At 64.0% G+C, this 22,706-nt stretch carries 24 protein-coding genes; 13 read left to right on the forward strand and 11 right to left on the reverse strand.

Annotated elements, in window-relative coordinates:
- Positions 1-4 precede the first annotated feature (4 nt).
- The 4 genes from EJ076_RS34425 (at position 5) to EJ076_RS34440 (ending at position 3,143) form a co-directional block, all read left to right on the forward strand.
- Positions 5-544, forward strand: a complete 540-nt coding sequence (locus EJ076_RS34425) for a sigma-70 family RNA polymerase sigma factor (protein WP_126070848.1) — start codon at positions 5-7, stop codon at positions 542-544.
- Complete coding sequence (locus EJ076_RS34430) at positions 541-1,473, forward strand: anti-sigma factor (RefSeq protein WP_126070849.1); 933 nt, start codon at positions 541-543, stop codon at positions 1,471-1,473. Before EJ076_RS34425 ends, EJ076_RS34430 begins: the two co-directional genes overlap by 4 nt.
- 99 nt (positions 1,474-1,572) lie before the next feature.
- The gene (gene purE, locus EJ076_RS34435; RefSeq protein ID WP_109664925.1) at positions 1,573-2,070 is read left to right on the forward strand and encodes a 5-(carboxyamino)imidazole ribonucleotide mutase; all 498 of its coding nucleotides are present in this window, start codon (positions 1,573-1,575) and stop codon (positions 2,068-2,070) included.
- The gene (locus EJ076_RS34440; RefSeq protein WP_126070850.1) at positions 2,067-3,143 is read left to right on the forward strand and encodes a 5-(carboxyamino)imidazole ribonucleotide synthase; all 1,077 of its coding nucleotides are present in this window, start codon (positions 2,067-2,069) and stop codon (positions 3,141-3,143) included. Before purE ends, EJ076_RS34440 begins: the two co-directional genes overlap by 4 nt.
- A gap of 14 nt (positions 3,144-3,157) precedes the next feature.
- Here EJ076_RS34440 and EJ076_RS34445 read toward each other — a convergent pair whose 3' ends face one another.
- Positions 3,158-3,580: a lysozyme inhibitor LprI family protein gene (locus EJ076_RS34445; RefSeq protein WP_126070851.1), complete on the reverse strand. Its 423-nt coding sequence runs from the start codon at positions 3,578-3,580 to the stop codon at positions 3,158-3,160.
- A gap of 228 nt (positions 3,581-3,808) precedes the next feature.
- Between EJ076_RS34445 and ykgO the strand changes: the two genes are divergently transcribed.
- The 3 genes from ykgO (at position 3,809) to EJ076_RS34460 (ending at position 5,857) form a co-directional block, all read left to right on the forward strand.
- The gene (ykgO, locus tag EJ076_RS34450) at positions 3,809-3,934 is read left to right on the forward strand and encodes a type B 50S ribosomal protein L36 (RefSeq protein WP_006327841.1); all 126 of its coding nucleotides are present in this window, start codon (positions 3,809-3,811) and stop codon (positions 3,932-3,934) included.
- Between the two features lie 108 nt (positions 3,935-4,042).
- Positions 4,043-4,648 (forward strand): hypothetical protein, encoded by a 606-nt coding sequence (locus tag EJ076_RS34455; protein ID WP_126070852.1) that lies wholly within the window; start codon positions 4,043-4,045, stop codon positions 4,646-4,648.
- A 141-nt stretch (positions 4,649-4,789) separates the two neighbouring features.
- Positions 4,790-5,857 (forward strand): alpha/beta hydrolase, encoded by a 1,068-nt coding sequence (locus tag EJ076_RS34460; protein ID WP_126070853.1) that lies wholly within the window; start codon positions 4,790-4,792, stop codon positions 5,855-5,857.
- A gap of 61 nt (positions 5,858-5,918) precedes the next feature.
- Here EJ076_RS34460 and EJ076_RS34465 read toward each other — a convergent pair whose 3' ends face one another.
- The 3 genes from EJ076_RS34465 to EJ076_RS34475 form a co-directional block, all read right to left on the reverse strand.
- Positions 5,919-6,653, reverse strand: coding sequence for a L,D-transpeptidase (locus EJ076_RS34465; protein WP_126070854.1), 735 nt, complete (start codon positions 6,651-6,653; stop codon positions 5,919-5,921).
- A gap of 202 nt (positions 6,654-6,855) precedes the next feature.
- Positions 6,856-8,292 carry a pyruvate kinase gene (gene pyk, locus EJ076_RS34470; RefSeq protein ID WP_109664909.1) on the reverse strand — a complete coding sequence of 479 codons (1,437 nt, stop codon included), beginning with the start codon at positions 8,290-8,292 and terminating at the stop codon, positions 6,856-6,858.
- Positions 8,289-8,753 carry a DUF1036 domain-containing protein gene (locus EJ076_RS34475; protein WP_206438842.1) on the reverse strand — a complete coding sequence of 155 codons (465 nt, stop codon included), beginning with the start codon at positions 8,751-8,753 and terminating at the stop codon, positions 8,289-8,291. Before EJ076_RS34475 ends, pyk begins: the two co-directional genes overlap by 4 nt.
- A 269-nt stretch (positions 8,754-9,022) precedes the next feature.
- On the opposite strand from EJ076_RS34475, the gene EJ076_RS34480 reads away from it, so the two are divergent.
- The 3 genes from EJ076_RS34480 to EJ076_RS34490 all read left to right on the forward strand — a co-directional run bounded on the left by EJ076_RS34480 (position 9,023) and on the right by EJ076_RS34490 (position 11,450).
- Positions 9,023-9,820 carry an N-formylglutamate amidohydrolase gene (locus EJ076_RS34480; RefSeq protein WP_109664903.1) on the forward strand — a complete coding sequence of 266 codons (798 nt, stop codon included), beginning with the start codon at positions 9,023-9,025 and terminating at the stop codon, positions 9,818-9,820.
- A gap of 14 nt (positions 9,821-9,834) precedes the next feature.
- Positions 9,835-10,143 (forward strand): DUF1244 domain-containing protein, encoded by a 309-nt coding sequence (locus tag EJ076_RS34485; RefSeq protein ID WP_109665457.1) that lies wholly within the window; start codon positions 9,835-9,837, stop codon positions 10,141-10,143.
- Between the two features lie 131 nt (positions 10,144-10,274).
- Positions 10,275-11,450 carry an MFS transporter gene (locus tag EJ076_RS34490; protein ID WP_126070855.1) on the forward strand — a complete coding sequence of 392 codons (1,176 nt, stop codon included), beginning with the start codon at positions 10,275-10,277 and terminating at the stop codon, positions 11,448-11,450.
- Here EJ076_RS34490 and EJ076_RS34495 read toward each other — a convergent pair.
- On the reverse strand, positions 11,414-12,322 hold the full coding sequence (locus tag EJ076_RS34495; RefSeq protein WP_126070856.1) for a LysR family transcriptional regulator: 909 nt from the start codon (positions 12,320-12,322) through the stop codon (positions 11,414-11,416). The genes EJ076_RS34490 and EJ076_RS34495 overlap by 37 nt on opposite strands.
- Before the next feature lie 115 nt (positions 12,323-12,437).
- On the opposite strand from EJ076_RS34495, the gene EJ076_RS34500 reads away from it, so the two are divergent.
- Positions 12,438-12,647, forward strand: a complete 210-nt coding sequence (locus EJ076_RS34500; RefSeq protein ID WP_126070857.1) for a DUF680 domain-containing protein — start codon at positions 12,438-12,440, stop codon at positions 12,645-12,647.
- A 71-nt stretch (positions 12,648-12,718) separates the two neighbouring features.
- Positions 12,719-13,678: an SDR family oxidoreductase gene (locus EJ076_RS34505; protein WP_126070858.1), complete on the forward strand. Its 960-nt coding sequence runs from the start codon at positions 12,719-12,721 to the stop codon at positions 13,676-13,678.
- Positions 13,679-13,752: 74 nt separating this feature from the next.
- Here EJ076_RS34505 and EJ076_RS34510 read toward each other — a convergent pair whose 3' ends face one another.
- From EJ076_RS34510 to EJ076_RS34535, 6 genes are all read right to left on the reverse strand, one after another.
- On the reverse strand, positions 13,753-13,911 hold the full coding sequence (locus EJ076_RS34510) for a DUF3309 family protein (RefSeq protein WP_082525418.1): 159 nt from the start codon (positions 13,909-13,911) through the stop codon (positions 13,753-13,755).
- Between the two features lie 141 nt (positions 13,912-14,052).
- The gene (locus EJ076_RS34515; protein ID WP_126070859.1) at positions 14,053-17,232 is read right to left on the reverse strand and encodes an efflux RND transporter permease subunit; all 3,180 of its coding nucleotides are present in this window, start codon (positions 17,230-17,232) and stop codon (positions 14,053-14,055) included.
- Positions 17,233-17,313: 81 nt separating this feature from the next.
- The gene (locus EJ076_RS34520; protein ID WP_126070860.1) at positions 17,314-18,489 is read right to left on the reverse strand and encodes an efflux RND transporter periplasmic adaptor subunit; all 1,176 of its coding nucleotides are present in this window, start codon (positions 18,487-18,489) and stop codon (positions 17,314-17,316) included.
- 154 nt (positions 18,490-18,643) lie between these two features.
- Complete coding sequence (locus EJ076_RS34525; RefSeq protein ID WP_126070861.1) at positions 18,644-19,252, reverse strand: hypothetical protein; 609 nt, start codon at positions 19,250-19,252, stop codon at positions 18,644-18,646.
- Entirely contained in the window at positions 19,249-21,522 is a 2,274-nt protein-coding gene (locus EJ076_RS34530; protein ID WP_126070862.1) for a xanthine dehydrogenase family protein molybdopterin-binding subunit, read from the reverse strand. Before EJ076_RS34530 ends, EJ076_RS34525 begins: the two co-directional genes overlap by 4 nt.
- Positions 21,523-21,524: 2 nt before the next feature.
- On the reverse strand, positions 21,525-21,986 hold the full coding sequence (locus EJ076_RS34535; protein ID WP_126070863.1) for a (2Fe-2S)-binding protein: 462 nt from the start codon (positions 21,984-21,986) through the stop codon (positions 21,525-21,527).
- Between the two features lie 123 nt (positions 21,987-22,109).
- Between EJ076_RS34535 and EJ076_RS34540 the strand changes: the two genes are divergently transcribed.
- Positions 22,110-22,706, forward strand: coding sequence for a TetR/AcrR family transcriptional regulator (locus EJ076_RS34540; protein WP_126070864.1), 597 nt, complete (start codon positions 22,110-22,112; stop codon positions 22,704-22,706).

A 22,706-nucleotide genomic window follows, 5' to 3' on the forward strand; every position in this document is an offset into this window, starting at 1 on the left:
GGTGTTGAGCGAGAAGGCCTTGGCCGAGCGCTTCGGCGAGGTGGTGCTGCCCCATCTCGGTGATGCGCTTGCGCTCGCCCGCTGGTTGACCGGCAACGCCGCCGACGCCGAGGATGTGGTGCAGGAAGCCTGCGTGAAAGCGCATGCCGGCATATCAGGCTATGCCGGCGGCAATGCCCGCGCCTGGCTGCTGACCATCGTGCGCAACACCGCCTACACCTGGATGTCGCGCAACCGGCCGCGCGGCATGCTCGCCGTCGGTGACCTCGGCGATCTCGACGAGATGGCGGCGGCACACGGCACCAGCCTGCCCGACGAGGATGGCCCGGAAGCAAGCCTGATCGCAAGGGCCGATACGGCAGCCCTTGAGGCCGCGATCTCAGCATTGCCGCAGCCGTTCCGCGAGACGCTGGTGCTGCGCGACATCAACGGCCTCAGCTACCGCGAGATAGCGGCCATGCTGGGGGTACCGATGGGCACCGTGATGTCACGGCTGGCGCGGGCTCGTGGCCTGCTTGTATCTGCACTGGGGAGAGCGCCATGACCATGCATGACGACGGACTGCCCAACGATCCCGAGGGCATCAGGCTGATGATCCATGCCCTCGTCGATGGCGAACTCGACGCGGCAGCCGCACTCGCGGTCGAGCGGCGCATCGCCGCCGACCCGCAGCTTGCCGCCGAACATGCCCGCATCATTGCCTTGCGGGGCGCACTCGGCCGTTTGCCGCGCCCCGATGTCAGCGACGCCTTTCGGGCGCGCATCGCCGCACTTGGTGCGACAGCCACGGCACGTCCGGCGCAAGACGTGCCGACGCAGGACGAAGCGGCCGGGCCGCTGCGGGGTACACCGCCGCCGCAACCGGGACTGATCGCGGGTGCACCGGTCGGGGGCGGCCAGAGACGAAACGCCGAGACACGTCCGTCGCAGACGCGGGCGCTGCCAAGGGCGCGCCGCTTCGGCTCGTTCGACTGGCGCGCTCTGGCTGCGTCGATCGTGGTCAGTGCGGTGCTGGCCAGCGGGGCGACGCAATGGGTGATGGTCGACAACGCGTCCGATAGTTTCGCAGCTGGAGTCGCCAGCGGACATCGCCGCAGCCTGCTTGCCGCCAGCCCGATCGACATCGTCTCGTCCGACCGCCACACGGTCAAGCCATGGCTCGACGCCCGGATCGGCGTGTCGCCGCCAGCGCCCGACCTCGCACAGGACGGCTACACACTCATCGGCGGTCGGGTCGAGGTGATATCAGACCGGCCGGTGCCTGCGCTGGTCTACCGCCACCGCGAGCACCTGATCACGCTGGTCGCCGAGCCGCAGCAGGGCGGCAGCACCATTGAGCCGGCCGATCTCTCGTCGGGCGGCTTTTCGCTGGTGCACTGGAGCGACGGCGCCTTCTCCTACTGGGCGATCTCCGACATGGAGCGGCCAGAACTCGACGACTTCGTCGCTCGCTTCCGCAAGGCGGCGGTATAGGCTGGTTTGCGTCTCAACAAACAGCTGCGGCGGCCGCCTATCCTTGCGGCTTCGCGCGAATTCCGCTAAGGCGCGCCTTTGTCGCCGGGGAACACAGACTTGGACGATCAACGCGCCGACGTCGCCATCATCATGGGCAGCCAGTCCGACTGGGCGACGATGCGTCATGCCGCCGAAACGCTGGAAGCACTGGGCATCCCGCACAAGCGGCTGATCATCTCCGCGCATCGCACGCCGGACCGGCTCTATGATTTCGCCAAGGGCGCCAAGGCGGCCGGCTACAAGGTGATCATCGCCGGCGCCGGCGGTGCGGCGCATCTGCCCGGCATGACGGCGGCAATGACGCCGCTGCCGGTGTTCGGCGTGCCGGTGGAATCGAAGGCGCTTTCCGGGCAGGATTCGCTGCTGTCCATCGTCCAGATGCCGGCCGGGATTCCCGTGGGAACGCTGGCCATCGGCAAGGCCGGGGCCACCAACGCAGCCCTTCTGGCCGCGGCCGTGCTGGCGCTGAACGATGACAAGCTTGCCGTCCGCCTGGATGCCTGGCGCGCCGCGCAGACCGCCAAGGTCGCCACCGAACCGACGGATACGCCGTGAGCCTGCCCGCCGGATCGACCATCGGCATCATTGGCGGCGGCCAGCTCGGCCGCATGCTGGCTGTTGCCGCCGCCCGCCTCGGCTACCGCACCGTGGTGCTGGAGCCGCAAGCGGACTGCCCCGCCGCGCAGGTCGCCAACCGGCAGATAATAGCCGCCTATGACGACAAGGCCGCCCTTGCCGAACTGGCAGCGTCGAGTTCCGTCGTCACCTACGAGTTCGAAAACGTGCCGGTCGCGGCGGCCAGCGCGTTGGCCGCCAAGGTTCCGGTCTATCCGCCGGCGCGCGCGCTGGAAGTGGCGCAAGATCGGGTGGGCGAAAAAGCATTTCTCAATGGCATCGGCATTGCCACCGCGGATTTCCACGCCGTCGACAATGATGATGAGTTGACGGCGGCGCTGAAGGCGTTCGACGGCAGCGGCATCCTGAAGACGCGCAGCATGGGCTATGACGGCAAAGGCCAGCGCGTCTTCCGCAACATGGAAACCGGCGGCTTTGCCGGCACCTGCGAGGCGATGGGCAATGTGCCGCTGATCCTGGAGTCCTTCGTGCCGTTCGAGCGCGAGATATCGGTGATCGCGGCGCGTGGGCTGGACGGCGCGGTCGTCGCCTACGATCCGGCCGAGAATGTCCACCGCAACGGCATTCTCCACACATCGACCTTGCCGGCCGCCATTATGCCCGAGACGGCGGAAGCAGCACGAACGGCCGCATCGAAGATCCTGTCGGCGCTGAACTATGTCGGTGTCATCGGCGTCGAGTTCTTCGTGCTGGCCGACGGCTCGCTGCTGGCCAACGAGATCGCGCCGCGTGTCCACAATTCCGGCCATTGGACGGAGGCAGCCTGCATCGTTTCGCAGTTCGAGCAGCACATCCGCGCTGTCGCCGGCCTACCGCTGGGCAGCCCGGACCGCCATTCCGACTGCGTGATGGAGAACCTGATCGGCGACGATGTGCTGCGTGTCCCGGAGCTTCTCGCCGAGCCCGATCTGATGCTGCATCTCTACGGCAAGGCCGAGGCGCGCCCCGGCCGCAAGATGGGTCATTTCACCCGGATCAGCCGTCGCGCCTGACCCAATAAACCCGCTTATTGGAAGTCGTCGCTCTCGTCCTCGCCGGGACTGGCGCAACTCGCATCGCCTTCCTCGCAGTTGGCCGCGGCGGCGAGCTGCTTGATGCGATCGTTGGTCAATCTGGTCAGGCACTGCGAAACCTCCATCGGATGGATGGAGCCGCCCTCGCTGGCGGCGGTGGAATGCGCGCACTCGGCATCGCGGAAAGTGATCCAGGCGCGTTGCGCCACCTGCAGCAACCTCTTGCCGTCGGCGTCATCCGAGCTGATGAGGTCCTGATAGGCCGTGTTGAGCCTGGCGTCGGCCGCCTGGTAATCTTCGCCGGCGCAGATGTTCATCATCTGCTGGCTGTCGTCGCTGCGGTCGCATTCCTGCGCATGGGCAACCGAGGCTCCCGCCAGCAAGACAAGGCAGGCGGACAGAAACATTCGGCGCATGGTCATCTCCAAATCACTTCGCGGCAGCCGCATCATCCCAGCCGGCTAGAGGCCGCGCAATGCCGCCAAGTGGAGATGGCGGATATTTGATGATATGGAGAGACGGAGCACGCTTGCGGTTGACACGGACAAGGCTCCTCGTTTATGAGCCACCCACAGTTCAAAGGCGCGTCTCTGGCGCGCCTTAAGATTTCGACCCGAAGCGGGTCCACACCGACAGGCAAGACCATGAAGATCAAGAATTCGCTCAAGGCGCTGAAGGCGCGTCACCGCGACAACCAGCTGGTTCGCCGCAAGGGCCGCGTCTACATCATCAACAAGACTGCCCCGCGTTACAAGGCGCGCCAGGGCTGAGTTTTCGGGCTGGAGGCTGTTGTTGTCTCCGCCCATTTGATGTTTGTTGCCGGCCTTCTCACGCTAAAATCACTTTGATGTTCCGCCGCCCGGGACTAGAGTCCGGCGATGCGGATTCTTTTTGCATTTTTGACATCCCTGCTCGTTTCCGGCGCCATTTATGGCCCGGCATGGGCGGATGATGCCGTCGCGCCGCCGGCCACCCAGGACGCGCCGCCGGTGGCAACGACGAAGCAGGCCCGGCTCGACCAGTTGTTCAGCGACCTGAAACGCGAGCGCAACGAAAAGGCGGCCGAGCGCATTGCCGGCAACATCTGGAATGAGTGGTCGCAATCCGGCAGCGCCTCGATCGACCTGATGATGCAATGGTCGCAAAAGGCCATCGAAGGCCAGAAATTCGACGTCGCGCTCGATTTCCTCGACCAGGTGGTGACCTTGCAGCCGACCTATGCCGAAGGCTGGAACCGGCGCGCCACGGTGCATTTCATGATGAAGAACTACGGTAAGTCGATGTCCGACATCGACCATGCGCTGCAACTCGAGCCGCGCCATTTCGGTGCGTTGTCCGGCCTGGCGCAGATCATGGCGCTGACCGGCCACAAGCAATCGGCACTCGAAGCCTGGCAGAAGGTGCTGGCCATCTATCCGATGATGCGCAGCGCCCAGGACCAGGTCGGCACGATTTCGGAAGAGCTTGCCGGCGAGGGCATTTGATATTCGAAGGGAGTAAGGGCAGTAAGGCAGTAGGGGCAGATTGTACTGCGGAACACACACCCTAGTGCCCCACTGCCCTACTGCCCTACTGCCCTACTGCCTACCCACAACTTATCCCTCTCCACCCCCGTATCTCTCCCCATGAACCTGATCTACGCCGTCCTCGCCTTCCTGATGGCGCTTGTGTTCAGCCTGGCTGGCGTCACCCGCGTCGGCTCATGGCTGATCGAGCGCCGCAATCCGCCGATCGGCGAATTCGCCGACATCAACGGCGCCCGCATCCACTACGTCCATGTTCCGGCACCCGCCAATGCCGAGTTGCCGCCGATCGTCTTCATCCACGGCGCCAGCGCCAATCTCAGGGACCAGATGCTACCGCTGCGCCCGCTGTTGGATGGGCGCGCCGAAATGCTGTTCTTCGATCGGCCAGGCCACGGCTGGTCGGGGCGCGGCCCCGGCAACAACGAGGATCCGTCGGCGCAGGCCAACACCATTGCCGCGCTGATGGACCGTCTCGGCATGAAGAAGGCTGTCATCGTCGGCCATTCCTTCGGCGGCGCCGTGACCACGGCGTTTGGCCGCGAGCATCCCGACAGGACGCTTGGCCTGGTCTTCCTTGCACCGGCGACCCACCCCTGGCCGGGCGGCGCAACGTCCTGGTACTACAATCTGACCACCATGCCGGTGGTCGGCTGGCTGTTTTCCGAAACGCTGACCTACCCGGCAGGAACGCTGCAGATGGCAGACGCCACCACCTGCGTCTTCTCGCCAAACAAGGTGCCGAACAACTATGCCGGCGAGGCTTCGATCCCGCTGGTGCTGCGACCGTCGGCCTTTCGCGCCAACGCCACCGACGTCGCCGGGCTCTATCGCTATGCCCTTGGCGCCGCACCCCACTACGCCGAGATCGAGGCGCCTACCGTGGTGATTTCGGGCGATCGCGACAAGGTGGTCTACGCGCATATCCACTCGGTCGGCCTGGTGCGCGACATTGCCGGCGCCGAACTCGTCTGGGTGCACAATCTCGGCCACAAGCCGGACTGGATCGCGCCCGACCTCGTCGTCGGCGCCATCGAGAAGGTCGCCGGCAAGGACATCGACCTGCAGGCACTGGCAAAGACCGTGGAGGCGCGCATCGCCGGCGACGCTTATGGCACCGACAGATGCGCCGACATCAAGGTGCCGCAGGCGGAGCTCGCGCCGACCTGAAGCACGTCCTCTAACGGCTGGGGCAGCAAGCTAAGCGCAGACACGCGGCGCCATACTCTAACTAGATGACCAGCAATGGTGTTTTGCTGGGAACGCGATCGTAAAGGTCCATGACATCCTGGTTGAACATGCGCACGCAACCGGACGACGCGGATTTGCCGATGGACTTCCAGTCCGGCGATCCGTGTATTCGATAGAGTGTGTCGACGCCGTCCTTGAAGATGTAGAGCGCGCGCGACCCCAGCGGATTGCTGATGCCCGGCGGCATGCCCTGACGCCATTTCTCCAGCTTTGGATCCCGGCTGATCATTGTCGACGGAGGCGTCCAGGTCGGCCATTTGCGTTTCCACTGAACGATCGCACGACCCTTCCAGGAATAGCCCTGGCGCCCCAGCCCGACGCCATAGCGCATGGCCTTGCCATCCTTGAGGACCCAGTAAAGGTATTTGTCGGTCGTGTTGACGACGAGCGTGCCTGGCTTTTCTCCCGTCGGGTCGTCGACGACGATCTGTCGCAGAAACCGTTCATCGACCTTGGCGAAGGGAATCGCCGGCAGCGCCCGGCCGCCGTCTTCGACCGCGGCATACATGTTCGCATAGTCAGAAGACGCACGGGCAGCTTCAGGCCCTGCAACCTCAATCGGCCCCTTTTCCGGTGTCGGCTCAAGCGGCGCTGGAATCAGCGGACTGGCGACACTGAGCGACTGCTTGGGAAATTGGGCACATGCCGAGATCGTGGAAACCCCAATAAGCGAGAGCCCGGTCAGAAGTGACCGGCGCGAGACGAGAAATGACATTCAGTATACTTTCAAGCGATGGGAAATGCAGGCGGGTGCAGAGCCACTGTTAACGCCGCTTCATCCTGTTTTGTGGGGGCGAACACGGCAACCCTGTGTCGAGACAAAGGCTGGGATCATTGTCCTTGCCTTTGTTGTATTATAGCCACAGCGACCTCTGCACAAAGTCGCGCGACACGCTTCCGTCAGGAAATGAGCGGGTTTACCGGTTGCCCTGCGTGTCCGACCCGATATAGGCGATGCGCAGCATGTTGGTCGAACCTGGCGTCCTCAGCGGCACGCCGGCGGTGATGATGACGCGGTCGCCCGGCTTGCCGAAGCCTTCGTCGAAGGCGATGCGGCAGGCGCGGTTGACCATATCGTCAAGATCGCTTGCATCCGGTGAAACGACGCAATGCGTGCCCCACAAAAGCGACAGCCGTCGCGCCGTGTTGAGGATCGGCGACAGCGCGATGATCGGCACCTGCGGCCGCTCACGGGCGGCGCGCAGGCCTGTGGTGCCGGACGCCGTGTAGGTGATGATCGCCGACAGCTTCAGCGTTTCGGCGATCTCACGCGCGGCCAGCGAAATGGCGTCGGCGCCGGTCGCTTCCGGCTCGGAGCGCTGGGCATTGATGATGCCAGCATAGGTCGGATCGGTTTCGACCTTGGTGGCGATACGGTTCATCATCGCCACGGCTTCGACGGGATAGGCACCGGCCGCCGATTCCGCCGACAGCATGATGGCATCGGCGCCTTCGAAGACGGCGATCGAAACATCGGACACCTCGGCGCGGGTCGGCACGGGTGCTGTGATCATAGATTCCAGCATCTGCGTCGCAACCACCACCGGCTTGCCGGCGCGGCGCGCGGCGCGCGTGATCTGCTTCTGGATGCCGGGCACCGCCTCGAGTGGCATCTCGACGCCGAGATCGCCACGGGCGACCATCAGCGCGTCGGACAGTTCGATGATCTCGGCCAGCCTGGCGACAGCCTGCGGTTTTTCGATCTTGGCCATGATCAGCGCCCGGCCGCGCGCGATCTTGCGTGCTTCCGCCAGATCCTCCGGCCGCTGCACGAAAGACAGCGCGACCCAGTCGACGCCTGTCGCCAGCACGGCATCGAGGTCCTTGCGGTCCTTCTCGGTCAGCGCGCCGACCGGCAGGTCGGTGTCGGGCAGGCTGACGCCCTTCTTGTCGGAAATCGTGGTGCCGGCGACGACGGTGCAGACAATCGACTTGCCGTCGCTCTTCACCGCCTTCAGCTCGAGCTTGCCGTCGTCGATCAGCAGGCGATGGCCGGCTTCGACCGAGCTCAGGATTTCCGGATGCGGCAGATAGACCCTGGTCGAGGTGCCGGGCTCGGGACTGTCGTCGAGCGTGAAGGTCTGGCCTTGCGTCAGCACTTCCTTGCCATTGGCAAACTTGCCGACGCGCAGTTTTGGTCCTTGCAGATCGGCCAGGATGCCGATCGGCCGGCCGACCGCCTCCTCGACAGCGCGGATGCGCGCGACCAGCGTGCGCATCAGTTCGTGATCGGTATGGCTCATATTGATGCGGAACACATCGGCGCCCGCTTCGAACAGCTTCTTCAGCATCTCCTCCGACGAGGACGCCGGACCGATGGTGGCTAGGATCTTGACCTTGCGGCTACGTCTCATTGACTGTTTGTTCCCGGGGCGGCTGGAGCGCCTCCCGTTGTGGACTCATCGGTCAGCTGGACCATCCAGCTTGCCTGTTCGCCCGTGTCATATTCCTGGAATCCGGCGCGCTGGAAGCCCCGGGCGACGCAGTCGGTTACGCCGGCGATCTTGAACTCTTTTTCAGCCACGCACATGTTGATCGGGCCGTCCCAGCGTCCACCGCGCTCGGCGTCTTCTGCATAAAGATAGTAAAACCTTGATGACAGCGGCCCTTCGATCAGCGTCTTGCAGCTCGATCCCTCGATGTGCCACCAGCCCTCGGTGATCCAGCCGGCCTTGGCGCGATAGCCGATGCCGACGCCGACCAAGTTCTGCGTGGCGTTGCAGACGCGGAAATCGGCACGCGCCGGCGAGGCCATGGCCATCGCCGCCAAGCCCACGGCAAGGCTCAGGAGCGGCATGGCAAAGGCAGAGCGCATGCGCTGCCTGCCGGCGGAACTCATCCGAAAACCCCTCAAGAACCACATCAGCATCTCTCTGCGCCCCTTTTCGGAAAAGTCCGGGCGCATGTCAACGCACCGTTTTGTTCAATTCCAATCGATTTAGAAAGGCTCCGGCGCACAATTCGCCGACTCCTGCCAGATTTCTCGGGAAACCTTGGCCAAACAACGGCATTGCGCAAGCGTCGTCTTCGTGGAATGACGATAGCACCCTCCCCGGAAGCCAGCGAACAGACCATTTCCCGCCAATGACCCGATCCACAGTTTTCGCGCCTTTCGATGTTGTCGAAGGCGACCGCAAGCGAGGCATCGTGCTGTTGGGCGATCATGCCCGCCGCGACCTGCCCGACGAGTATGGCAGCCTCGGCCTGCCCTTGGCGGAGTTCGACCGCCACATCGCCTATGACATCGGCGTCGAGACGGTGACGCGCGAACTGGCCGCCCTGCTTGGCGTGCCGGCGGTGTTCGCCAATTTTTCGCGGCTGCTGATCGATCCCAATCGCGCAGAGGACGATCCGACGCTCATTCGCCAGCTCTATGACGGCACCGTCGTACCCGGGAATTACCCCATAGCTCCCGAGGAGCGCGAAAGACGGCTCGACCGCTTCTACCGGCCCTATCACGACGCCGTCGGCGCCATGATTGCCTCGGTCGCACAGGCCTCTGCCCGAGCACCCTTCATCTTCTCGGTGCATTCCTTCACCCCTGCCATGCAAGGGATCCAGCGTCCCTGGCATGTCGGCATCCTGTGGGACCTCGACGACCGGGTGGCGCGGCCGCTGATCGACATGCTGGCGGAGGACAAGAGCCTCGTTGTCGGCGACAATGAACCGTATGACGGCGCGCTGCACGGCGACACCATGTACAAGCACGCCATCGTCAACGGTTTCGCCCATGCGCTGATCGAGATCCGCCAGGACCTGATCGCTGACCAGAAGGGCGCACTCGCCTGGGCCGAACGGTTGGCGCCGATCGTTGACGCCATCGACCGCCGTCCCGATATACATGTGGTCAAGCAATTCGGCTCCCGCACCGGGCCGCTATGACGGAGGCTGTGACCATGACCGAACTCAGTGACGAGCAGCAACGCGATTTCGAGGCTGCCGCCTTTCGCCGGCTGGTCGAGCATCTGCGCGAGCGCAACGACGTGCAGAACATCGACCTGATGAACCTCGCCGGCTTCTGCCGCAACTGCCTGTCGAACTGGTATCGCGAAGCGGCCAATGCCGAGGGCGTCGACCTCAGCAAGGACCAGTCGCGCGAGATCGTCTACGGCATGCCTTACGCACAGTGGCAGGCGCTCAACCAGACCGAAGCCTCCGACGCCAAGAAGGCCGAATTCGAGGCAAGACGCCCCAAGGACCACTAGGTCAACCGTCGACACCCTCGATCGCCTCCAATCCTCTGTTTGGCCCAAATGCTTTCCCGAAAGAGCGCTTGACTGAAAATTGAATCGATCTAATTTGCCGCGCGAAGCCATTTTCTGACCGGATTCGCCTCATGAACGCGTCGAACGCCATGCAGACTGCCATTCGCGGACGATGGGCCGTCGCTGCCATTTTCCTCGCCAACGGCTTCCTGACCGGCAGCTGGGCGCCGCAGATCCCGGTGTTCCTGACCCGGCTCGACATCTCGAAGTTCACGCTTGGCCTGCTGATCCTGCTGTTCGGCGCCGGCGCCGTCGCCGCCATGACCTGGTGCGGCCATTTGATCTCCAGACATGGTTTCCGCACCGTGCTGCGCTGGTTCGGCCTTTGCGGCAGCCTCGGCCTGCTGGTCGTGGCGCTGGCGCCCAACGTGCCGCTGGCGGCCATCGCCATGTTCATCTTTGGCGGCTCGATCGGCGGCATGGACGTCGCCATGAACGCCAATGCCGTGGTGGTCGAACGGCGACTCTCCCGCGCGATCATGTCGTCATCACATGGCTTCTGGAGCCTCGGCGGGTTCGCCGGCGGCGGCCTCGGCGGCTTCGCCATCCAGACTTACGGTCATCTCGTCCACGCGGCGGTGGTGACCGCGCTCGCCTTCGCGGTTATCGCGGTGGCGGTTCGCCATCTGGTCGGCGAGGACAGGCCGCAGGCCGCGGAGCCTCACAAATTTACGCTGCCGGCAAATCCGCTGGTTTATCTGATCGGCCTGATGGCCCTGCTGACGATGATCTCGGAGGGCGCGGTGCTCGACTGGGCAGCGCTGTATCTCAGGCAGGAACTCGGCGCCGACCTTGCCATCGCCGGCCTCGCTTACGCGGCCTTTTCCGGTGTCATGGCAATCATGCGCTTCTTCGGCGACGGCGTGCGCAACCGCTTCGGCGCGGTGACGACTCTGCGCGGCTCGTCGGTTGTCGCGGCGGCCGGCATGCTGATCGCCGGGTTGTCACCCTCGCCCTGGCTTGCGATCGCCGCCTTTGCCCTGTGCGGCTTCGGCATCGCCAACATGGTGCCGATCATCTTCTCGGCCGGCGGCAACCAGGAAGGCATGTCGTCGGGCACCGGCATGAGCGTCGTCACCACAATGGGCTATTCCGGTATCCTGGTGGCACCGTCGGCGATTGGCTTCGTTGCCGAGCATTCCAGCTTCGGCCCGATTTTCGTCGCTATGTCGGGGTTGCTGATCGTCGTGCTGCTGATGGCCGGCCTTGCTCACCGCGCCGAATTCGCGGCCGCGCCGGCCGAATAGCGCTTCAGCTCCTCGTAGAGGAAATCCACTACCCGGCGGATGCGCACGCTGGTGCGTACGTCGCGATGCATGGCCAGCCACACCGGCAGGACAGGTAACGGCAGGCCGGGCAGCAATTTCTCCACCGATGGATCACGGTCGACCAGCGGCTGCTGGCCGAGACCGATGCCGTTTCCCGCCCGCACTGCCTCCCACAAAACGATCTGGTTGTCGGTCCTGACGCGAAAACTGCTCCGGGTGACCGGGATGCCATACTGGGTGAAGCCTCTGATGATGTCGTCGCTGCGGTCGAAGCCGACCAAATCGTGATCGACAAGGTCGGCGGGCTTCAGCGGGTGGCCGCGCCTGTCGAGATAGGATCTGGCGGCGCAGGCGCAGAGGGGAATGTCGCAGACCTTGCGCGCCGTCAGCTCATTCTGCGCCGGCTTGACCATGCGGATGGCGATGTCGGCATCCCTGCGCAACAGGTTCTCGACCTGGTTTGAAGCAACGATCTCGACCTCTATGCCGGGCTCCTCGATCCCCAGCCGCATCATCATCTCGGGCAGCACATAGGCTGCCACCACCTCGCTGGCGGCAATGCGCACCGTGCCTTCGATGGCCTCGACCGAACCCAGCGCCAACAGTGAGAAGGCGCTCGCCTGCTCGCTGACCGCCTTGCCGCGTTCGAACAGCGTGCTGCCGGCCTCCGTCAGTTCATAGCCGCGCCGCCCACGCCGGAACAGCGTGATATCAAGCGCCTGTTCGAGCTCGCCGATGTGACGGCCAAGCGTCGGCTGGCTTGCCGAAAGCTTTCGCGCGGCGGCCGACAGGCTGCCGGTTTCCGCCACGGTGACGAAGCTCTTGATCAGGTTCCAGTCGATTTCAGCCATTCAAGAATGAATACCGAAACCCCATTCATAGTCAATTTCCATTCGCATTCGTAGCGACGATATTCCGGATGCAGACACCAACACGGACTGCAACCACCAACCAGGAGAACATGAAATGACCAAGATCGCCCTCATCGCCGCCGCCATCCTCATTTCCGCCAGCACCGCTTTTGCCGGCAGCGACAAGTTCGGCTCGAACAATGCAAGCCAGCCGGCTGTCACCAGCACCGATAACACCAACACAAGTTCGATCGAGAAGGTGGACGCGACCGCCAAGAAGCCGGTCGCCCAGGGCAGCAACCGCGAACTCTTCGGCAACCGCTGATCCCGATCGCGCTTGTCGCTGATCGGACCTCCCGAGCCGACCATGAAAATTCCAGATCAGGAGTACTCGAAATGACCAAGATCGCAATTCTGGGTGCCAATGGCCGGCTCGGCCGCGTTGTCGCCAAGGCCTTCATCGATGCCGGCTATGATGTCCGGGCAATCACCCGCAGCGGCAAGGTGCCGGACGAACTCAAGGGGGCCACCGCCGTCGCCGGCGACGCGCTCGACCGCGAGGGGCTGATCCGTGCCACGCAAGGCGTCGACATCATCTTCAACGGCCTCAACCCGATCTACACCGACTGGGGCAAATGCCTGCCGATGGCCGAGAACGTCATGGCCGCCTGCCATGCGAACGGCACGCTGCATCTCTTCCCCGGCACCGTCTACAATTACGGATCGCCGATGCCGGCGGTGATATCAGAAGACACACCTTTCCACCCGACCACGCAAAAGGGTCGCATCCGCTGCGCCATGGAGGAGTTGTTTCGCCGCGAGGCCGAAGCGGGCCGGGTCCGCACCATTCTGCTGCGAGCCGGCGACTTCTTCGGCGGCACCGGCAGCGGATCATGGTTCGATCTGGTCGTCGCCGCCAAGATCAACAAAGGCGTCTATACCGCGCCCGGCCCGGTCGACCTGGTGCATGAATGGGCCTATCTGCCGGATCTGGCCAAGGCTTTCGTCGGGCTGACGCAAAAACTGGACAAGCTCGGCGCCTACGAAGCGCTGAACTTTCCGGGCCATGCCGTCACCGACCTGCAGATCAAGGCAGCAGCCGAAAAGGCGCTTGGTCGCCCGCTCAAGATGACCTCGATGGCCTGGTGGGTGCTGCGCGCCGGCAGCCCGTTCGTGGCGATGTGGCGCGAGATCGTGTCGATGTCCTATCTGCGCTTCGAGCCGCACCAACTGGCTTCGGCAAGGCTGGAAGGCATCATCGGTGCGATCCCGCACACGCCTCTCGATCAGGCGGTCATCGAGGCGCTCGAGGATATCGGCATCGCCACCGTGAACGGTCTTGCGAAAGCTGCCTGACAGGCAAGGCGGGCGCAGCTACGGGCCTGCCAGCCCCGTCCCTGTAGACTGAAAAGTCTTTCTTCGGCTGAGGCTCAGAGCCGCCCCATCAACAGCAACACCAGAAGCACCACCAGCACCACACCGACAATGCCCGACGGCCCATACCCCCAGGAGCGCGAATGCGGCCAGGCCGGCACCGCGCCGATGAGGACTAGGATCAAGACGATGATGAGAATGGTGGTGATCGGCATAGGAACCCCGCGCTTTGACGTTTGCCACGAGACGACGCTTTCGCATTGCTCCGGTGACAACGCTTTGCGTTGCACCCGGGACAATGCAAAAGGCCGCCCGGTTGTTCCGGGCGGCCTTTGCCGGTCAAATCGGCAATGGGTCTATTCGGCGGCTTTCGGAAAGGCGATTTCCGGCTCGACTCCGGTATCCTGCCCCGGCGCATCGGTCGATGAGATCTCACCCTTGCCGCGCTGGAACAGCCGGCTGAACCAGCCGCGCCGTGCGCCCGGCTTGACCTTGGCACGGGTGAACACCATCAGCATCGACGGCGTCACCACCAGCGTCAGCACCGTGGCGAAGGACAGGCCGAAGACGATCGCCGAGGACAGCGAAATCCACCATTGCGTCGACGGCGCGTTGATCGTCGTCTCGTGACGGAAGATTTCGAGGCCGAGGCCGAAGGCGATCGGCAGCACGCCGAGAATGGCCGACACCGCCGTCAGCACCACCGGGCGGGCACGTTCGCGGCAGGTCTGCAGCACTGCTTCGACCTTGTCCCAGCCCTCTTCGCGCAACCGGTCATAGGTGTCGATCAGCACGATGTTGTTGTTCACCACCACGCCGGCCAGCGCGATGACGCCGATGCCCGACATGACGATGCCGAACGTCTCGCCTGTTATCAGCAGCCCGAGGAACACCCCGATCGTCGCCATGACCACGCAGGACAGCACCAGCCAGACGCTGGTGAACTTGTTGAACTGCGCCAGCAGCACCAGGAAGATCAGGAAGATCGCCGCACCAAAGGCCTTACTGAGGAAGGCGCTGGCTTCGGCGCTGTCCTCGTTCGAGCCGGCCAGCTTCCAGCGGATGCCGCTGCCCAGATCCATCTCCGAGACAGCCTTGGTGACCTCCTGCTGTACGGCCGCGACCTGGGTGCCGGCGGCGACGTTGGCCTGGACGACCACCGTACGCGCCCCGTCGATGCGGTTGAGGATGCCGACCGTCGGCTCGGGCTTGCGCACGACAAAGTTCGAGATCGGCACCGAGCCTTGCGAGGTCTGCACCCGGAGTTCGTCGAGCGTCGACAGCGTGCGCCGGTCCTCGGGTAGGCGCAAACGGATGTCGACGGCGTCATCGGCGCCGGCCGGACGGTATTCCGAAAGCTTCAGGCCGTTGGTCACCAGCTGCACCACGGTTCCGACCGAGGTCGGACTGATGCCGTACTGCGCCGCCTTGGCGCGGTCGACCTCGAGCGCCCAGTCGACGCCGGGCGGCGGCAGACCATCGGAAATGTCGATGACGCCAGGCACCTTGCCGATGCGCGCCGCGACAGCACGGGCCTTGTCGTCGAGCCCCTTGGGGTCGACGGCCGAAAGCCTGATCTGGATCGGCTTGCCGGTCGGCGGACCGGCCTCCGGCACGCGCACCTCGACATCGACGCCGGGAATGCCGGCCATCACGCCGCGCAGGTCATCCAGGATGTGGTTCGCCGACTTGCGCTCGCGCCAGTCGATGAATTCGTACTGGATGACGCCGACAACGTCTTCGGGAACGTCCTGACCGCCGCCTTGCGTCTTGCCGACGCGGGTATAGACCGACTTGACGCCCGGCCAGCCGAGCAGCCTGTTTTCCGCGATCTTGGTTGCCGTATCCATTTCGGCCAGCGAGAGATTGCCGCGCGCATGCACGTAAAGCAGGCCGTAATCCGGCTCGACATTCGGGAAGAACTCGACGCCGGCGCCATATTTCGAATAGGCAAAGCCGACGCCGAACAGCAGCGCGACGGTCAGCACCAGCACGGTGATGGGGAAGCGCACCGCCTGCTTGACGATTGCCATGTACCAGCCGTCTCGATTGTCATCCTCGTGATGCGGCGGCGCCTTGGCGAAGATCGCACCCAGCGTTGGTGCGAAGACCAGCGCGTAGAGCATCGAGGCCGACAGCGTGACGATCAGCGTGATCGGCATGTACTTCATGAAGTCGCCGATGATGCCCGGCCAAAACAGCAGCGGCGAGAAGGCGGCGATGCGCGTCATCGTCGCGGCGATGACCGGACCGGCCATGCGTTTGGCGGCAAGCGCGAAGGCTTCCTCCTTGGGCATGCCTTCGCTCATCCGTCGTTCGGCGAACTCGGTGACGATGATGGCGTCGTCGACCAGCATGCCGACGGCAAGGATCAGGCTGAACAGCACGATCATGTTGATCGTGTAGCCCATCATCGCCAGGAGCAGGATGCCAATCAGGAAGGATGACGGGATGGCCAGGCCGATGAGCAGCGAGGCGCGGCCGGACAGCGCGTAGAGAATGACGATGAACACCAGGATGACGGCGATCATGACGTGGTTCTGCAGATCGCCCAGCAGTTGGTTGACGAAGACCGACTTGTCCTGCGTGTAGGTGACGTTCATGCCCTGAGGCATGGACTTGACGAACTCGTCGGACACCGTCCGCACCTTGGCGATGGTGTCGATCAGGTTGGAGCCGATGCGCTTCTTGACTTCGATGGCGATGGCCGGCTTGCCGTTGAGGCGGGTCACCGTCTCGGCATCCTTGAAGGTCGAGCGGATCGTCGCGATGTCCTTGGCCTGCACCACGGCATTGGGGCCGGCGACCACCGGCAGTGCCGCGACATCCTCCGGCGTTTCGATCAGCGACGGCACCTTGACCGCGTATTTGCCTTCCGAGCCCTCGATGTTGCCGGCGGCGACCAGACTGTTGGAGTTGCCGACCGCACCGATCAGCTGATCGAGCTGCAACCCATAGGAAGACAGCTTCATCGGATCGATGACGACCTCGACGAGATCGTCGCGCGCACCCTGCAGCGAACCTTCGAGAACGCCGGGCACCTCCTCGATGCGGTCGCGCAGTTCGCGGGCGGCGGCGGTCAGCACACGTTCCGGCAATTCGCCCGAGAGTGTGACGACGAGCACGGGAAACTCGGAAATGTTGACTTCGTTGACTGTCGGTTCCTCAGCCGCCTGCGGCAGGTCGGCCTTGGCGTCCTGCACCTTGCTGCGCGTGTCCTGCAGCGCAGTGGCCAGATTCGTCTGCGGCTGGAATTCGACCAGCACGTAGCCGCCGCCTTGGAAAGCGGCCGAACGCATCTCCTTGAGGCCCTTCAAGCTCTTCAGCTTGCTTTCCATCGGTCGCAACAGCAGCCGTTCCGAATCCTCAGGCGAAATGCCCTGATAGATCAGGCTGATATACATCATCGGAATCGGAACATCGGGCTCCGCTTCCTTCGGCGTCGACTGGTAGGCGACCGCGCCGGCAAGGATGAGGAAGACCAGGACCGAGATGGTCAGGCGGGCATTGTTGATTGCGAGTCTGACGATATCCATGGCTAACGCCTGTTCTTGAATTTCAGGAGCTGCGTCGCAGCCGATTGTCCCCGCCCAGGGCTAGTCCGTCACGGCCCCTTGCTACTGCGTGCCGGCAGTCGCCTCGCCGAGCAGTTTCTTGATGGTCGCCTGGTCGGCCTCGACCGGATTGACCAGATCGCCTTCCTTCACCAGTTCCTGGCCGGCGACGATGATGCGCGCGTCGGCCGGGATGCCGCCGAGCACGAGGCCGGTCGGCGTGTCGTCGACGAGGTCGATCGGGAAGAACGCCACCTTGTTGTCCTTGCCGACGGCACGGATGCCGAGGTCGCCCTTGTCGCCGAGCGTCACCACCGAGCGCGGCAGCAGGACTGCGTCGGTCGGTTGTGCGTTGAGCGCGATTTCCGCCGTCATGCCGGCCGGCACTGAGCCGTCACCATTGGGGATCGCCACCTCGACGCGGAAGGTACGGGTCGCCGACGATGCGTCGCGGCTGATGTAGCGCACTGTGCCTTCAACCGTCTGGCCGCTGACCAGCCGTACATTGGCCTTGTCGCCGAGCTTGAGGTAGCCGAGGTCGCGCTCGCTGACTTCGCCGCGGGCAATCACCGGATCAAGCTTGAGGATGGTTGCCACCTCGCCGCCCTGCATGATGGAACTGCCGAGTTCGACCGGCACCCGGTCGATGACGCCGTCAAACGGCGCCTTGACTTCGTTGCGGTCGAGCTCGGCCTGCGCGGTATCCAGCTGCGATTGCGCCAGGGTCAGATTGGAGCGGGCGGTGTCGAGCTGCAGCTTGGGCAGATTGCCTGTTTTCATCAGCCGCAGGGCGGCGTCCAACTCGGCCTGGCGCTGCACCACGAGCTGCTTGGCGTTGTCGACCATCGAGATCTTTTCTTCCGCCGCAAGCATCAGCACCAGATCGCCGGTCTTGACGTGATCTCCTTGCTTGACCGGCAGTTTGTCGATGACGCCGGCGACGCGCGTTGCCAGCACCGCCCGCTTGTCGGCTTCGGTCAGCCCGGAAACACGGATGGCGCGTGCATAGGTCTTGCGCGGCGGCGTCACCACCGCGACGGTGCGCAGCGGTGCCTTCGGCTCGGCTTCGGCCGCCTTGGGCTTGGCCGCGTCCGGCGCCTTGGCCTGCTCGACTTCGGCTGCCTTGGCTTTGTTGGCGGCTACGCTGCCGACCGACGAAAACTCACCTGTCGCCATCCACGCCGCGAAACCAATGAGCACAACAATGGCTGCAAGCTTGTGAAACCTGATTCTCGGCATCGTCGTTTTTTCCACTGCGGGTTCGGCCAGCGTCCTCATAACGCGGGCGCGTCGCCGATATGGGTGCGCGCCAAGCCGTGTTCAATTTGCCGTGATCGGCGAAGCGCGCTTCTACATCAAAGTTGCATCGCAATATAGTGCGAAAGTTGCGGGATCATTGCGCCACCGGACAAGATGCGCCCGCCGCAATCCAATTTTCGATCGCTTGATAGGTTGCTTCGGCAGAGCCCGGAGCCGGCTCACGATCAGACCCCGGCGCCCAGCCCCAGGCGACCAATTTGTCGTCGCGAACATGCAGCGCGATATCCTTCAAGCTGCGGTTGCCATTGCGCAGGGGATCCTTGATCTGACTGCAGATTTCGGCCGAGGATTTGCCGAACCAGGCCATCTCGGTTGGCGCCAGATGCCAGTTGTCGGCCCCGGGCGGCCCATGCAATGCATTGGAATTGCTGGAAAAATGGCAGGTTGTGCAGCGCAGGCCCGGATTGCCGAAGCCCGATCCGTCAGCACCGCGCTGGACATTGAAGGCGTGAACGCGGGTGCCGCCATAATGCGCACCGGACCAGCGCGGCCGGTCGTCCGCGACATGACAGTCGGCGCAGCGCGGATGCGAGAACACCGCATAGATCTTGTCCCATTCGGACAGGCCTTTTGCAGCGTCGACCGTCACCGGCGTCGGCGTCTGGCTCTCTTGCGCGATCGCGAACGGCGCCGCGAGAACGAGCATGGCAGCAGGCGTCAGCATGATGAGGAGCTTCTTCATGCGAAGGCCACCGTTTTCGACAGTGGCAGCGTGCGGATGCGCTTGCCGGTGAGCGCGAAGATGGCGTTGGCGAGTGCTGGAGCCGCCGGCGGTGTGCCGACCTCGCCGACGCCGCCCATCTTGTGGAAGTTCTCCAGAATGGCGACTTCGAAGACCGGGCACTGGAAGATCCGCATGGCGTCGAAATCGTGGAAGTTCGACTGTTCGACCATGCCGTCGGCGAAGGTGATTTCCTGACCCATAGCCGCCGAAAGACCGTAGATGGCGGCCGAGATCAGCTGCGCCTCGATGATGCCGGGATCGAGCGCGGTGCCGACATCGGCAGCGATCCACACCTTCTCGATGCGGATGCCGGCCGGCGTGTCCGCCACCTGGACGATCTCGCCGACCCAACTGCCGAAGGACAGCGTGAAGGCCATGCCCTTGGCCTTGCCGGCGGGCAGCGCCTCGCCCCATTTCGCCATCGCGGCGACCTTCTCAACCACCTTTACCGCCGAGGGATAGGCGGCCATCAGTCTCTTGCGCATCTCGACCGGATCGATTTTTCCGGCAACGGCGATCTCGTCCATGAAGCCCTCATGGAAGAAGCCGTTGACCGAACTGCCGACCGAGCGCCAGGAACCGACAGGGATGGAGACCGGCGCCGCGACACCACTGACCCGGTAATTCGGGATGGTATAGGGCTGGTCATAGGCGCCATCGACAATGGTCTTGTCGGGACCGAGCGGCGATATCGAGGGAAACAGCCGGCGCAGCGTCCCGGCAATCACTGATGGCGAGGCCATCTTCATGTCGACGGCGACCGGCATGCCATCGTCACCGAGCCGCGCCTGGAACTTGCCTATGGCGGCCGGCCGGTAGGCGTCGTGGCGCATGTCTTCTTCACGCGTCCAGGTCACCTTGATCGGACGCCCGCCTGTTTCCTTCGCCATCAGCGCGGCGCACAGCGCGTAATCCATCTCGACGCGCCGGCCGAAACCGCCGCCCATGAAGGTGGTGTGCACTGTGATCTTGTCCTGCTCGATGCCGACCGCGTTGGCGCAAAGCTGCCGCACCAGGGTCGGCGCCTGGTTGCCGCACCAGATATCGAGCACGCCGTCCCTGAGCTGTGCCGTTGCGTTCATCGGCTCCATCGTCGCATGCGCCAGATAGGGCACCGCATAATCGGCCTCGACGATCCTTTCGCGCGGCGCGTCGGCGAAGGCGGTGTCGACATCGCCATTGTCGCGCATCACCGAGCCCTTGGTGCCAAGTGCCTGCTTCAGCACATCTGAAATGGCGGCGCTGCTGAGCGGGTATTCGGGATCGGACCACTGGGCGTCGATCGCCTCGGCCGCCTTGAACGCCGCCCACGTGTTGTTAGCGATGATGCCGAATCCATGGCCGTAATTTGTCTCGAGCGGCACAATCTTGATCACACCAGGCATTTTCTCGGCCCTGGAGAGGTCCGCTTTGACCGGCCTCGACCAGAAGCGCGGGCTCATCTTGACCGTGCCGTAGAGCATGTCCGGCAGCCGGACATCGATGCCGAAGATCGGCGCACCGGTGACCTTGGCCAGCATGTCGATGCGCTTTTGCGGTTTTCCCAGCAGTTTCCAGTCGGCCCGGTCCTTGAGCCTGACTTCGGCAGGCGGCGCCATCGCGGCGGCGACCGCGGCGACCGCGCCGTAGGTCAGCGACTTGCCCGACGGCTTGTGCAGGATCGAACCGTCGGCCGTTTCCAGATCGGCCGCGGCGACACCCAGTTTTTGCGCCGCCGCGGCGATCAGCATCTGTCGGGCGGCTGCACCAGCTTGCCGCATCTTGTCAAAACCGTCGCGTGTCGAAGCCGAGCCGCCAGTGCCTTGCAGGGCAAGGAATTTGCCGACCACGCCAAGACCCGAGCGCACCGCTTGCGCGGTCATGCTCTCGTCGAAAAAGGCGAACGGACCGCCCTCTTCGAGGATCGCGGCGTTGTAATAGGCGTAGGAGGCGGGGCCATGCTCGACCTTGACCCGGTCGAGGCCGACATCGAGTTCTTCGGCGACCATGACGGCAAGCGTCGTCGATATGCCTTGCCCCATCTCGGCGCGCGGCGCGACGATGGTAATGGTGTTGTCGGCGCCGATCTTCACATAGGGGTTGAACGTCGCCTCGCCCTTGCCGAGTTCGGCCTCGAGCGGGTTCGGGAACGGCTTGCGATAATAGTAATAGCCGACGGCAACGCCGCCCGCGACAGCAGCCGCGCCGATCAGAAACGTGCGGCGGGCGATCTTTCCGACACTGGCCATGCTCAGAGCCCCGCCGTCTTGAGCGCCGCGGCCTTCTTGATGGCCGAGCGGATCTTGGGATAGGTGCCGCAGCGGCAGAGATTGCCGCCCATGGCGTTGTCGATGTCGGCGTCGCTCGGGTCGGCGACCTCGTCGAGCAGCGCCACCGCGCTCATGATCTGGCCGGCCTGGCAGTAGCCGCATTGCGCAACCTGTTCCTCCAGCCATGCCTGCTGCACCGGATGCAGTCTGCCCGCTGTACCGATACCTTCGATGGTGGTGACAGCGCCGTTGACCTGGCCAACGGGAAGCGAGCAGGAACGCACCGGCTGACCGTCGACATGCACCGTGCAGGCGCCGCAGGCAGCGATGCCGCAACCAAACTTCGGCCCGGTCTTGCCGATGAGATCGCGCAGCGCCCACAGCAGCGGCATGTCCGGATCGGCGTCGATGTCGAATGATTGTCCGTCGACGGTGAGGCGCATGGGGATACCCTTTGTTGTCGTCCACTGCCGTTGGCGAAATGGCCAACCGGTCATTTCGCCTCGATACAGATTGACAAATTACGTCATTTTGTCAATAACGATTTTGCAGGATAGAATTGTTCCATGAATCAGATCGAAGACATCGCCGCCGCCGACCCCAAACGCGTCCGTATCCTGGATGGGGCGATGAAGGTGTTTTTGGCCTATGGCTTCTCCCGCACCACCATGGACGACATCGCCCGCGCCGCAGAGATGTCGCGCCCGGCGCTCTATCTCCTGTTCAAGAACAAGACCGATATTTTCCGCGCCATCGCCATGATGATCCTGTCGCGCTCGGTCGAGGCGGCAAAGATGGCTCTGGCCGGCGATGGCATTTTCACCGAGCGCATGATGCAAGCCATCGACGGGGCATTCATCTCGATGATGAGCGCGGTCATTGCCTCGCCGCATGGCGCCGAACTGCTGGACATGAAATCGAGCCTTGGCGATCTGGTGGGCTGCTGGCGCGGCAGGCTTGGCGAACATATCGCCGGCGCGATCGAGGGCGAAGCAGCCAGGAATGGTGTCGATCTGGCGGCCAGGGGCCTGTCGACGCAACTGCTTGCCGACATGCTGCTCGACGGGCTGGAAGGCATGAAGGCGCGGATCAGCGATCCCCAGGGGCAGCGGCAGGCAGCCGCCGCCCTGATCAGGGTGATCGACCTGACTTTGAAGGCATGA

Source organism: Mesorhizobium sp. M7D.F.Ca.US.005.01.1.1 (assembly GCF_003952545.1).
GTDB lineage: Bacteria > Pseudomonadota > Alphaproteobacteria > Rhizobiales > Rhizobiaceae > Mesorhizobium > Mesorhizobium loti.

Excerpts from the sequence above, each read along its gene's own strand:
- EJ076_RS34430 (WP_126070849.1), top strand. The coding sequence starts at position 541 with ATGACCATGCATGACGACGGACTGCCCAACGATCCCGAGGGCATCAGG.
- EJ076_RS34445 (WP_126070851.1), bottom strand. The coding sequence starts at position 3,580 with ATGCGCCGAATGTTTCTGTCCGCCTGCCTTGTCTTGCTGGCGGGAGCC.
- ykgO (WP_006327841.1), top strand. The coding sequence starts at position 3,809 with ATGAAGATCAAGAATTCGCTCAAGGCGCTGAAGGCGCGTCACCGCGAC.
- EJ076_RS34455 (WP_126070852.1), top strand. The coding sequence starts at position 4,043 with ATGCGGATTCTTTTTGCATTTTTGACATCCCTGCTCGTTTCCGGCGCC.
- EJ076_RS34460 (WP_126070853.1), top strand. The coding sequence starts at position 4,790 with ATGAACCTGATCTACGCCGTCCTCGCCTTCCTGATGGCGCTTGTGTTC.
- EJ076_RS34465 (WP_126070854.1), bottom strand. The coding sequence starts at position 6,653 with ATGTCATTTCTCGTCTCGCGCCGGTCACTTCTGACCGGGCTCTCGCTT.
- pyk (WP_109664909.1), bottom strand. The coding sequence starts at position 8,292 with ATGAGACGTAGCCGCAAGGTCAAGATCCTAGCCACCATCGGTCCGGCG.
- EJ076_RS34475 (WP_206438842.1), bottom strand. The coding sequence starts at position 8,753 with ATGCGCTCTGCCTTTGCCATGCCGCTCCTGAGCCTTGCCGTGGGCTTG.
- EJ076_RS34480 (WP_109664903.1), top strand. The coding sequence starts at position 9,023 with ATGACCCGATCCACAGTTTTCGCGCCTTTCGATGTTGTCGAAGGCGAC.
- EJ076_RS34485 (WP_109665457.1), top strand. The coding sequence starts at position 9,835 with ATGACCGAACTCAGTGACGAGCAGCAACGCGATTTCGAGGCTGCCGCC.
- EJ076_RS34490 (WP_126070855.1), top strand. The coding sequence starts at position 10,275 with ATGAACGCGTCGAACGCCATGCAGACTGCCATTCGCGGACGATGGGCC.
- EJ076_RS34495 (WP_126070856.1), bottom strand. The coding sequence starts at position 12,322 with ATGGCTGAAATCGACTGGAACCTGATCAAGAGCTTCGTCACCGTGGCG.
- EJ076_RS34500 (WP_126070857.1), top strand. The coding sequence starts at position 12,438 with ATGACCAAGATCGCCCTCATCGCCGCCGCCATCCTCATTTCCGCCAGC.
- EJ076_RS34505 (WP_126070858.1), top strand. The coding sequence starts at position 12,719 with ATGACCAAGATCGCAATTCTGGGTGCCAATGGCCGGCTCGGCCGCGTT.
- EJ076_RS34510 (WP_082525418.1), bottom strand. The coding sequence starts at position 13,911 with ATGCCGATCACCACCATTCTCATCATCGTCTTGATCCTAGTCCTCATC.
- EJ076_RS34515 (WP_126070859.1), bottom strand. The coding sequence starts at position 17,232 with ATGGATATCGTCAGACTCGCAATCAACAATGCCCGCCTGACCATCTCG.
- EJ076_RS34520 (WP_126070860.1), bottom strand. The coding sequence starts at position 18,489 with ATGCCGAGAATCAGGTTTCACAAGCTTGCAGCCATTGTTGTGCTCATT.
- EJ076_RS34525 (WP_126070861.1), bottom strand. The coding sequence starts at position 19,252 with ATGAAGAAGCTCCTCATCATGCTGACGCCTGCTGCCATGCTCGTTCTC.
- EJ076_RS34530 (WP_126070862.1), bottom strand. The coding sequence starts at position 21,522 with ATGGCCAGTGTCGGAAAGATCGCCCGCCGCACGTTTCTGATCGGCGCG.
- EJ076_RS34535 (WP_126070863.1), bottom strand. The coding sequence starts at position 21,986 with ATGCGCCTCACCGTCGACGGACAATCATTCGACATCGACGCCGATCCG.
- EJ076_RS34540 (WP_126070864.1), top strand. The coding sequence starts at position 22,110 with ATGAATCAGATCGAAGACATCGCCGCCGCCGACCCCAAACGCGTCCGT.